Consider the following 11,853-nt stretch of genomic DNA (forward strand, 5'->3'; position numbering starts at 1 on the left):
AAAAATACGAATATGAATAATCAAACCAATAACTCTGAACTAGATCGGTTAATTCCTCCTGAAATAAAGAATGATGAATTTTATGCTGCTATTCAAAGGATTGCTAGAGAAGAAGATATTAAAACAGTTTTAGAAATCGGTTCGTCTTCAGGTGAAGGAAGTACAGAAGCATTTGTTACAGGATTAAAAGATAATCCTAACAAACCAATACTGTTTTGTATGGAGGTTTCAAAGGTTAGATTTACCGAATTAAAAAATAATTACAAAAATCAAGATTTTGTAAAAGTTTATAATGTTTCTTCTGTACCTTTAGATTGTTTTGCTGATGAACAAGAAGTTATTGATTTTTATTATACTACTGACAATAAATTAAAAAATTATCCATTAGAAATGGTTATTGATTGGCTCAAACAAGATATTGAATATGTAAATAAATCGGGATTGTCTGAAAATGGCATAAAAAAAATCAAGATTGAAAACAATATAGAATTATTTGATTTAGTATTAATTGATGGCTCTGAATTTACTGGTAATTCTGAATTAGATGAAGTCTATGGAGCTAAATATATTTTTTTAGATGATATAAATACATTTAAAAATTATAATAATTTTAAGCGATTACTTGAAGATGATAATTACGCTTTGATTGGCTGGAATGATAACGTCCGTAATGGATATGCAATTTTTAAACAAAAAAGTGTTCCACCGATATCATACAGCACTATTCATCATGCAGTTGTGTCCCTAAAAGGGTTCATGATTGATGGTCAAGAAGAATATCTTTTCAATAAAGTTAAATCTCTCCCAGAAGATGCTGTAATCGTGGAAATTGGCTCTTTTAAAGGTCGCTCAACAGTTGCAATGGGTTATGCTTGTATAGGAACCAATAGAAAAATTTATGCTATTGATACATGGGATGGAAATGATTCTGATTTTACTGAACGCCAATTTTTTGACATTTGGCAACACAATATAAAAGCTAATGGGCTTGAAGAATATGTCATTCCGTTAAAAGGTTACTCTTATCAGGTCTTAAAAAAGTGGCATCAATTAACAAATAATAAAGCGATTGATTTTATTTTTATTGATGGTTCTCATCAGTATCTAGATGTTTTAAAAGATTTTGAAATGTCATTTCCACTAGTAAAAGAAAGTGGTTGGATGGCATTTCATGATGTAATAGAGACTTGGCCTGGTTCGGAACGTGCATGGCATAAGACAGCTAAATATTTTCTTGATAACCATGAATATTGCTCAAGTATTGCCTGTGGTCGGAAAACATTAACTGGCGCAAATAATTCATTATCAACAATACCTATCCACTTTTTCACTATTGTTCTGAACGGACAACCATTTATCCGTTATCACATCGATATTTTTAAACAGCTACCTTTTAAATGGCATTGGCATATTATTGAAGGTGTAGCAGATTTAAAACATGACACTAGTTGGAGTGTGCAATTAGGTGGGCATATTAGTGATGAAGTTCATAGAAATGGACGTAGTTGTGACGGAACTACAGAATATATAGATGAATTAGTACAACTCTATCCAGAAAATATCACCGTTTATCGTCAACCAGAGGGTGTTTTTTGGGATGGAAAGCGGGAAATGGTGAATGCACCATTGGCAAATATTCAAGAAGAATGTTTGTTGTGGCAAGTGGATGTTGATGAACTATGGACGTTAGAGCAGATTTGTACTGCTAGAGAAATGTTCATTAGTAACCCAGATAAAACAGCTGCTTTCTATTGGTGTTGGTACTTTGTTGGCGAAAAGTTAATTATTAGCACTCGTAACTGTTACGCACATAATCCTCAGCAAGAGTGGTTAAGAACTTGGCGATTTAAACCAGGATATATTTGGGCTGCACACGAGCCACCTGTATTAGTAGAACCGTTAGCAGATAATGAGTATAAAAATTTAGCTGCTGTTAATCCTTTTCTGCATCCAGAAACAGAAGCATATAATTTAGTATTCCAGCATTTTGCTTATGTCACACCAGAACAATTAAGCTTTAAAGAAAAATACTATGGTTATAAAAATGCTGTTGAACGATGGAGTAATTTACAAGAAAACAGTAAATTTCCTATTTTATTAAGAGAATATTTTCCTTGGGTTTACGATGAAACTCAAGTAGATACTGTAAATAACTCTGGAATAGTTCCGATTGCTCAAAGAGACGAAAACGATAAAAGCTGGCGATTTTTACAACCAGAAGAAGTACAACAAAAAATTAATCAAATCAGTAAACCATCACCGATTATTCTCATTGATGGAATATTTTTTCAACTTTATCAAACTGGGATTGCTCGTGTTTGGAAATCTCTTTTGGAAGAATGGTCAAATAAGGAGTTCGCCAAACATATTATATTCATTGACCGGGCTGGAACTGCTCCTAAAGTGTCTGGAATTAAGTATTTAAACTTACCTCGTTATAACTATAAAGATAGTAATCGTGAACGAGAACTGTTACAGCAAGTATGTGATCAAGAGGGTGTAGATTTATTTATTTCATCTTACTACACAACGCCAATCACAACACCTTCTGTATTCATGGCTTATGACATGATTCCAGAAGTCATGAAATGGGATATGAGTAATCCCATGTGGCAAGATAAACACCAAGCAATAGAACACGCATCTGCTTATATAGCTATTTCTAAAAATACAGCATTTGATTTGACAAAGTGCTTTAATCAAATATCTTTAGAATCAGTTATTTTAGCGTATTGCGGTGTTAGTAGCACCTTTGTGCCATCCACATTGGATGACATCAGTATTTTCAAGACAAAGTATGGCATTACCAAGCCTTACTTCTTATTACCTGGTGTTGGTTCTGGATATAAGAATAGTATTTTATTCTTCCAAGCTTTTTCACAACTTGTGAGTAGCTATGGTTTTGATATTGTGGTTACAGGTGGCGGAGGTGGATTAGATGCTCAGTTTAGAAACTACACATTTGGTAGTATGGTTCATACTTTACAACTGAGTGATGAAGAGTTAGCAATAGCTTACTCTGGTGCTGTGGCTGTAGTTTATCCTTCCAAATATGAAGGTTTTGGGATGCCTGTAATCGAAGCAATGGCTTGTGGTTGTCCTGTGATTACCTGTCCTAACGCCTCAATTCCAGAAGTGGCAGGAGAAGCAGCAATTTATATCAATGATGATGATATAGATGGATTAGCAAATGCACTATGTGAAGTACAAAAACCTGTTATTCGTCAATCATTAATTACTGCTGGTTTAGCCCAAGCGCAAAAATTTTCTTGGTCAACAATGGCAGAAATTGTCAGTTCTACTTTAATTAATACAACTCTTTTATCATTAAATTTAAGAGAAATTAACTTAATTATTTTCCCTGATTGGCAAGAGTCGGAAGATTTAATAGGTTTAGAGTTGATGCAGATAATTAAGACACTAGCAACTCATCCTGATAGTCACAAAACTACTTTATTGATTGATACCACTAATTTTGTAACCGAAGATGCTGAGTTGTTGTTATCTAGTGTGACTATGAATCTTCTGATGGAAGAAGACTTAGATATTACTAATGGAATAGAAATTTCTTTGGTGGCAAATTTATCTGAGATTCAGTGGAAAACTTTATTACCTCGCATTCATGGCAGAATTACTCTAGAACATGAAAATCAAGAAGCACGGATACAAGTAAAAGCAGAAAATCTCACATCTTATGAACTAGCAAGTTTTAGCCAAGTACGCGAGGAAGAGTTTTTTTTTACCTAAGTCAGAAATTATACAGTGAGGGCAGATGGCAAGAAGCGATCGCCCCATTTCAAAAACTGATAGAATTAAACCAAGGTAGTGCAGATATTTACTGGAATTTAAGCCAGTGCTACAGAAATTTAAACTTACTAGATCAATATTTTCAAACTCTAGAGCAAGGAATCCAAAATCACCCTACAGACGCTCGGCTATACTTTACCTTAATTATTGATTTGCGGCGCAATGGACGTACTCAAGAAGCAATTGAGTATGCAGAGAAAGCTTGCCAATATTTACCAAATGATTATACTTTTCAAATCCTCAAATATTTAACAGTTCCGACTATTTATAATACCCCAGAAGAAATATTATTGTATCGTCAACGCTATAGTCAAGGTTTACAAAATTTAATTGCACAAACCTGTCTGCAAACTATTGAAGACAAACAAAATGCTTTGTCTGGTATTAGTAGACTGACGAATTTTTATCTATCTTATCAAGCTCAAAATGATGTAGATTTACAACGCCAATACGGAAAGTTAGTCTATGAAATTATGTCAGCTAACTTTCCTCAATGGATAGTTCCTTTATCCATGCCTAAACTTGAACCACATCAGAAAATTCGGATTGGTTATGCTTCCCATTACCTGCATTCTTATAGTGGTACATTATGGTTAACTGGTTGGTTAAAATACTGTAATCATAACAACTTTGAAATTTACTGTTATTACACAGGTAATGAACCAGATGCAATAACAGATAAATTTAGAGAATATAGTGATTGCTTCTACCATATTCCTTATAATTTATCGGCTGTTTGTGAACAGATAATCGCTGATAAATTACATATTTTAGTTTATCCTGAAATTGGCATGAATCCTCAAAGTATGCTGATGGGGGCTTTGCGACTTGCGCCTGTACAATGCGTAGCTTGGGGACATCCAGTTACAACTGGTTTATCTACAATTGATTACTTTTTATCTAGTGAGTTAATGGAAGCTGAAAATGCTCAAGAACATTATTCAGAAAAATTAATTCGCTTACCTAATATTGGAGTTTCTTACCCTAAACCATACATACCACCAGTTCTAAAAAATCGTGATGAATTTGGTTTGTCAGATAATGATATTCTCTATTTATGCTGTCAAGCACCGTTTAAATATTTACCACAATATGATTTTATTTTTGCGGAAATAGCGTCTCGTGTACCGCAAGCTAAATTTATATTTTTGCGTGGTACTTTGCTTCAAGAAAGACTAAAAAAAGCTTTTGGGGCTTTGGGGCTAAAATTTGAGGATTATTGCGTATTTTTGAATATTCCCGAAAGACTAGATTATCTGATGATTAACTTACTGTCAGATATTTATCTAGATACGTTTACATGGTCTGGTGGTAATACTACCTTAGAAGCGATCGCTTGTAATCTTCCTATAGTGACTTGTCCTGGTGAATTTATGCGTGGTCGTCACTCTGACAGTTTTTTAAAAATGTTGGGGGTGACAGATACTATTGCTCAAAATGAAGCAGAGTATATTGAAATCGCTGTTAAATTAGGGCAAAATCCAGCTTGGCGACGGGATATTTCAGAACGCATTAGCCAACGTCATGACCAATTGTTTGATGACAAAGTTTGTGTTGCGGGTTTGGAAGCTTTTTATAGACAGGTTGTTGTGGAATTAAGTTCGTAGTGAACACTGTAGTACCTATCTAAGGCTTCCGTGAGTTCAGCATCATGAGCTGCTAGGTTATGCAGTGATTGATATGAGTTAATGGTTAATTAGCCAAGCATAAGCTAGAGTTAAATCACTATACCTCTTATATCGCTTTGCTTTGGCGTATTCGTAGGATGCTAATTAACATCTTGTTGTTAATCAATTGCTTCTTGTATCATAATACCTCTATGCCGCTATAACGGTAATGTAGTTTATCAACACATAGAAAGAAAAAGCTTTCAAGTTTCGAGACAATTACTGTGGGCAATAAATTATGACTCAAGCCTTACGGAAACTAGTAACCTTTGAAGATTTTGCAGCGTGGCGGACTGAAGGCAGAAGATATGAATTACATGATGGTGTGATTGTTGAAATGGCACAACCAGCAGGCGACCATGAAGATGTTGTGGGTTTTTTGGCACTAGAAATATCTGTTGATATCAAGCGTTTAAATTTACCTTATTACATCCCAAAAACTGTATTAGTCAAGCCACTTGAAGGTGAATCAGCTTATTCACCAGACATATTAATAATCAATCGACCCAATTTAGTGAATGAACCTTTGTGGAAAAAGGAATCGACTGTATCTTACTCTGCATCTATTCCATTAGTTGTTGAAGTTGTTAGTACTAATTGGCGAGATGATTATTACAAAAAATTAGCTGATTATGAAGCTATAGGTATTCCTGAATATTGGATTATAGATTACGCCGCTATAGGTGCTAGAAAGTTTATCGGCAATCCCAAACTGCCTACTATATCCATTTATCAATTAATCGATGGTGAATACCAAGTTACTCAATTTAGAGATGATGCCCATATTGTCTCACCTACTTTCCCCGAATTGAATTTAACCGCCAAACAAATTTTTCAAGCTGGAAGTCTGTCAAGGCGCTAAGAGCATGGTTTGAACTAAATGTAGGGGTTTAAGTCCCCGGCTTCTATAAAGCCGCAAGGTTAGTAGGGTGCGTCAGTATGAATAATTTCTTGGTACAGCTAGGTTTTCTTGCACTGACGCACCGTCTCACGGATGGTGCGTTACGGCTAAATTGTTTTGTCTCTAATTCCCAAATCCTTTCATAGCCGTAACACACCCTACTTAAGATTTACTTTATAAGAGGAAAATCCAGTTAAAAAATGTTTTATAAGTTGTCAACGGTACTGATTACAATGCTTGGTCATTTATCGGACAGTTGATGAGTAAACAATACCATATAAAAAAGTATTAACTTTATTTTTAAAAATAAAGTTAATACTTGGTTGAGAAAGTTTGTAGTAAAGGATAAAGCACTTAGTGATGTCTAATGTTGAAGACTAAAGCCCTCACTACGAACTCATGTATATTTCCCACATTTGGGTGTAAGCATTCTCCATTTCGCGGGTGAACTGCTTACCATTCCATAGCGGTGATGTTTTTCTTGATTGTTTCAACTTCCAAGCTATTTGTTGTCTTAAGGCTTCATCCTTACCCAAACGCACACCCCACTCTACATATTCTTCATCAGTCCAAGCAATACCTTCTGTGATTCCAGCATTCATCATCATGGTGTAGCTGTTACGTGCTGCAAATTGTTCACCTACTTTCGTCACCATAGGGATACACATCCACAATGTTTCTAAGGTAGTAGTAGCGCCATTATAGGGATAGGTATCTAACACTATATCGGCAACGCCTAAATTAGCTCGGTGAATTGATTCTGACATAACACCTGGTAAAAATCGAAATTTGGCTGTATCTACATTTTCTTCTTCTGCCAGATGATCAAAAAACTTTTTAATAGATTCTTCATCAGATAATCCTTTAATTAAGAAATAGCTATTGGGAACTTCTTTAATAATTCTCAATTGCATTCTAGTAATCTCTGGATGTCTTTTAAAACCTCGTTGAGCAGAGAAAAATACTACTGCATCATGAGGAATATCTAATTCCTCACGAGTTACTGTTGGAACACTCACCTCAAAACCATCTACAGCTACGTAGGTTTGAGGTAAACGCCAAATTTTCTCACTGTAGTATGCTTGCGCTGATTCTGGTAATACATAAGGGTCTGCAATAAAATAATCCACAGATGGACTTCCTGAAGCATCCCAACCTAACCAAGTGACTTGAACTGGTGCAGGTTTCATGCACATAACTTCACAAGTTACGTCTAAAGTAATACTATCTAAATCAATTAGAATATCGATTTCATCTTGGTATATTTCTTCAGTAATCTCACCAGTTTTACTTGATTTATATGCTTTATCTACTTTGCTGAGATACCAGTCATGTAAGGGATCTGAGTCTGTATTTGTACTAATAAAATAAGCATTAATTTCAAATTTATCATGGTCATGATGCTGAAATAACCATCGACTAAGCCAACCGACAGAATGACTCCTTAGGCAAGAAGATAAATATCCCAACTTAAGTTTTTTGTTGGCAATGGCAGATTTCTTTCTTCCTAAATTACCCTGATAATATTTATTTACAGCTTCTTTTGCATAATTTGCTATGTTTGTATGGCAAAGTTGCAATAAGGAATTTTGTATACCTCGATTTTTCTGTGGATTATCTTCAATATAAGGTGCAAAAAAATTTGCATTGACTAATCTACAAACTCTAACATTATCTAAATTTATTGGATTAGCTTCAATAAGCGTTTTGACTAATGATTCTTGCCTTTGATTTATAGTACAAGATTCTTCCCAATGTCCGCCTGCGCTCATTAAACACCGAAGTATTTGACGATTTGCAAATACCATATCTGGTAATTCTTGTACTTGCTCATAAAATGATTTAGCGGCTGATATGGCTTTTTCAAATTGTAGGGAGCTTTCGTAAAAACCAGCTATATGACCTATAACTTCTGGATTATTAGGGTTCAACTCTAAATAAATTTCACATAGCTGAGATGCTATTCTAGGAAATCTGTGAGAACAGGCAATCTCTACAGCAGATGGTAAGATAATACAAAGTAGAAGCTGAGGATTATTTTGAAAAAATGGTACGCAAGATTTAGCAAAATCTAGAGAAGATGGATATAAAAAATATTGGTTTAATACACCTTCTAGTGTTTGTATTAACAGTTCTAATTTTACTTCTGCTTTGGGTTCAGATTGCAATATTTTGATAAGACCAAGTTCTTCTATATCATCATTTGTATATGTTTCTAACTTAATTGTTATTTTAATAAGCGATAAAAGGTTATTGATGTTCTGCGGAGCGATTTCTTTAATACTACGACGTATTTTCTCAGCAATCAAATATTCTTCCAGAGACTCTCTGCGTTCAGCTTCTGTTTCTAAAATATTTATTAATTCTGTACTCCAAGCCTCAACTTGTTCCGCTTCTCCTTCCATGATGGCCATGAACCAAGTTGTCTGAGCTTCGACTTCTTGCCCTTGTAAAAGCAATGCTAAACCCAAATACCAATAGTGAGATTTAATATCAGGTTCTACAGTGATAGCTTCTTCATAGATACTTGCAGCTCGACTGTAATTACCTGAAACAAAATATTTTTCTGCCAGATGATGATCTTGAGTTGAAGTAATTAATGGAACCATAAAAATTGTTACAAATTTGTAAGAATAAATCTGAAAGGGAAACAACTATACAGTTAGTAAGTTGCAGAAATTGGGTAATGTTTTTTCGACATTACCCAATACAATAAATTATGTAAATTGATTTACAATTAAGATTAAAGAATGCTTTCAACCCTATTATCTAGCTAAAGAAACGAAACCTGTGTCACAGCCTGTACTGAATGCAGCAATGTTACCTACATTTGTACTGGGGCCTGCTGTCTCGCACGCTATTGCTAATGTTAAGGCTTCAGAGGTAGCACTATTTCCTACTTGAGTACCTACTAATCCATAATAGGATTTTAGGGCGCTTTTATGAGCCGCACCTATAAATTGAGCAGCACCTACTCCATCACCAGTAATTCGATAGAGATAATTTTCAGATTGAGTTCTGATACCTACTTGCAATTCATCTAAGTTAGTAGCGAACTTTTGGTATTCCAAGTAGTAAGCTTGTTGAGAACGGTTAACTGTACCTACGTAGTTTCTCGCTTCTGATTGTTTTGCTTTGTTTACCTGACCAAGTAGCGAAGGTAACGCGATCGCCGCAAGTACACCGATGATAATTACTACAACTAGCAATTCAATTAAGGTAAAACCTTCTTCTTCTCTGTTTTTGCGGTTGCTGAGGTGGCTGAGGAATTTAGCTTGTAATTCTGGCTTGAGCATGGGTTTCTCCTGAAGTTTGGGGTTAGTAGACAGCGATCGCTCTTTTCTACAAACAACTTACCCAGTTGCGATCTGCGATCTATCACTCCAGTAAAAAAACTTTCTTGCTTAATTAATACCTACGTAGATTTACCAGGTAAATTATTCTTAGCAATAGGAAAATAGGTTGTATCTCCTGTTTTCTACTGAATACTTTAATCAAACTCACATCAACAAAAGTATCTAGCGGAAACTAAAGCTGTAGAGTAATGTCCTAATGTCTGAATATATAGAGATGCGAACATGAGAAAAAAGCTGGCTTTATTTTCCCTCAGTTTAGGACTCACCTTTTTTAGCCCACTGCAACTTGCTGTAAGCCAAGTACCACCCACAGCGCCACCCTTAAAACTTGTCGAGATTGGGACTAACTGCACACCAGCACGTGCTTGTTTGGGATGGGATGAGCAAATTTTCTCAGGACATGGGGGTTTAAAAAGCGATCGCCAAGGTCTATTAAACTCAATAGATAACAGTTTGCGTTACCTAGAAACCCCAAAAGCAGTTACAGCTTATAGTAATTACCCAATCAAAGAAATTACCCGCGACAGAGTGCGGCGGAGTTTGCGGCGTTTTCGTCAATTGGTGGCTACTGCTAAATCACCAGCGCAATTACAAGCGGCGGTGCGGCGGGAGTTCGCTTTTTACAAGTCTGTTGGTGATGATGGACAGGGTAGGGTGAAGTTTACCGCCTACTACGCGCCAATTTACCAAGCCAGTCGTGTACGCACTGCACAATATAAATACCCGATTTATCGAGTACCACCGGATTTTGATCAATGGACTAAACCCCACCCCAAACGGGTTGATTTAGAAGGGGTAGACGGTTTGTTGGGAGATAAAAGCCGATTACGCGGTTTGGAAATGTTTTGGTTGCGCGATCGCTTCCAAGCATACATGATCCATATCCAAGGTTCTGCTAAACTCAACCTAACTGATGGAACTCAAACCAGCGTCGGTTTTGTTCGGGGAACAGATTACCCTTGGACGGCTGTCGGGCGATTGCTGTTTCAAGATGGCAAATTATCTAAAGAAGAATTAAATATGCCAGGGATTATTCGCTATTTCCGCAAAAATCCCCAGTCTATGAGTAATTATCTACCACGTTGGGAACGCTTTATTTTTTTCAAGGAAACTAAAGGAGAACCAGCCACCGGTAGTATCAGCGTACCGCTTGTACCAGAACGTTCCATTGCCACAGATAAATCTCTCATGCCACCAGGAGCATTAGCTGTAATTAATGCTACATTTCCTTATCCTGGTCAACGTAACCAGTTGATTAACCGCAGAGTCAGCCGTTTTGTACTTGATCAAGATACAGGTAGCGCCATTAAAGGGCCAGGGAGAGTAGATTATTTTCTCGGCTATGGTGACTTGGCAGGCGATCGCGCTGGTATAACCGTCGCCACTGGTTCTATATATTACTTACTCTTAAAAGAGTAACAGATTAGAAAATGGGGAGTGCTGTTAGCTGGGCGTTCAGCCCATGCTCATATATTCTCCCCCTGCTTCCCCTGCTCCCCTTGCCCTCTTCTTACCTCGCCTGTTGCCGCAGATATCTACCATCAAGCCCTTGTTTAATCCAACTCAAGCACTCGTACTCAGATTTGAATAATTTTGGTGCAGCAATATTATTCAATAAATCTGGTGGGTAATGATCGTAAAAATATCTATCATTCTCGTGGAAGACAATAATCAAATTGTTGCGGTAAATGTAACGAGACTGAAAACTATCTTTTCGACTTACAAAATCGGCGTTCTGGTCAATATGCTCTTTAGCTATCTCAATGATATTACTAATGCTGTTACCGTAAATTTTGGCTGGATTTTCTAATTTATGGAGCCTACTTTTTTGACCAATTTCTGACAATAGTTTATAGGAATAGATTTCATATCTATCTGCTTTGCCAAAAACAAATGGAATGATGAGATATCCTTGATATGAAACTGAATTTTCATAAAGAAGACGACTCATCTGAACCTCCTTTGATATAACGGCTTAAACAAAAAGCACCTCAAAAAATTCATATCAACAATTCCAGAAATGTTGAAAGCTGATACAAAACTTTACATTCTTAGTTAGACTAACTCCAAAAGTCCTAAAATAGTCAACATAACATTATCTCCTCAAACCAATGAACATAAC

Annotated in this window: 7 protein-coding genes; 4 read left to right on the forward strand and 3 right to left on the reverse strand. The window is 36.1% G+C overall.

What is annotated here, in order from left to right; translation table 11 throughout:
* The first annotated feature begins 12 nt into the window (after positions 1-12).
* The 3 genes from H6G18_RS09735 (at position 13) to H6G18_RS09745 (ending at position 6,336) form a co-directional block, all read left to right on the forward strand.
* Complete coding sequence (locus H6G18_RS09735) at positions 13-3,747, forward strand: class I SAM-dependent methyltransferase (RefSeq protein ID WP_190406891.1); 3,735 nt, start codon at positions 13-15, stop codon at positions 3,745-3,747.
* Positions 3,748-3,959: 212 nt separating this feature from the next.
* Complete coding sequence (locus tag H6G18_RS09740) at positions 3,960-5,414, forward strand: O-linked N-acetylglucosamine transferase, SPINDLY family protein (RefSeq protein ID WP_242040259.1); 1,455 nt, start codon at positions 3,960-3,962, stop codon at positions 5,412-5,414.
* Positions 5,415-5,712: 298 nt separating this feature from the next.
* A complete protein-coding gene (locus tag H6G18_RS09745) occupies positions 5,713-6,336 on the forward strand; it encodes a Uma2 family endonuclease (RefSeq protein WP_190406892.1) in 624 nt (207 codons plus the stop codon).
* A gap of 428 nt (positions 6,337-6,764) precedes the next feature.
* Here H6G18_RS09745 and H6G18_RS09750 read toward each other — a convergent pair whose 3' ends face one another.
* Together H6G18_RS09750 and H6G18_RS09755 are read right to left on the reverse strand one after the other, a co-directional pair.
* A complete protein-coding gene (locus H6G18_RS09750) occupies positions 6,765-8,984 on the reverse strand; it encodes an O-linked N-acetylglucosamine transferase, SPINDLY family protein (protein WP_190406893.1) in 2,220 nt (739 codons plus the stop codon).
* Between the two features lie 156 nt (positions 8,985-9,140).
* Positions 9,141-9,671: a type IV pilin-like G/H family protein gene (locus H6G18_RS09755; protein ID WP_190406894.1), complete on the reverse strand. Its 531-nt coding sequence runs from the start codon at positions 9,669-9,671 to the stop codon at positions 9,141-9,143.
* Positions 9,672-9,953: 282 nt separating this feature from the next.
* Here H6G18_RS09755 and mltA point away from each other — a divergent pair, with 282 nt between their 5' ends.
* Positions 9,954-11,150: a murein transglycosylase A gene (mltA, locus tag H6G18_RS09760; RefSeq protein ID WP_190406895.1), complete on the forward strand. Its 1,197-nt coding sequence runs from the start codon at positions 9,954-9,956 to the stop codon at positions 11,148-11,150.
* A 91-nt stretch (positions 11,151-11,241) separates the two neighbouring features.
* Here the strand turns inward: mltA and H6G18_RS09765 are convergent, their stop codons facing one another.
* Positions 11,242-11,682, reverse strand: a complete 441-nt coding sequence (locus H6G18_RS09765) for a hypothetical protein (protein WP_190406896.1) — start codon at positions 11,680-11,682, stop codon at positions 11,242-11,244.
* Positions 11,683-11,853: the final 171 nt, after the last annotated feature.

The sequence above is a fragment of the Anabaena subtropica FACHB-260 genome (genome assembly GCF_014697105.1).
GTDB classification, from domain to species: Bacteria; Cyanobacteriota; Cyanobacteriia; order Cyanobacteriales; family Nostocaceae; genus Trichormus; species Trichormus subtropicus.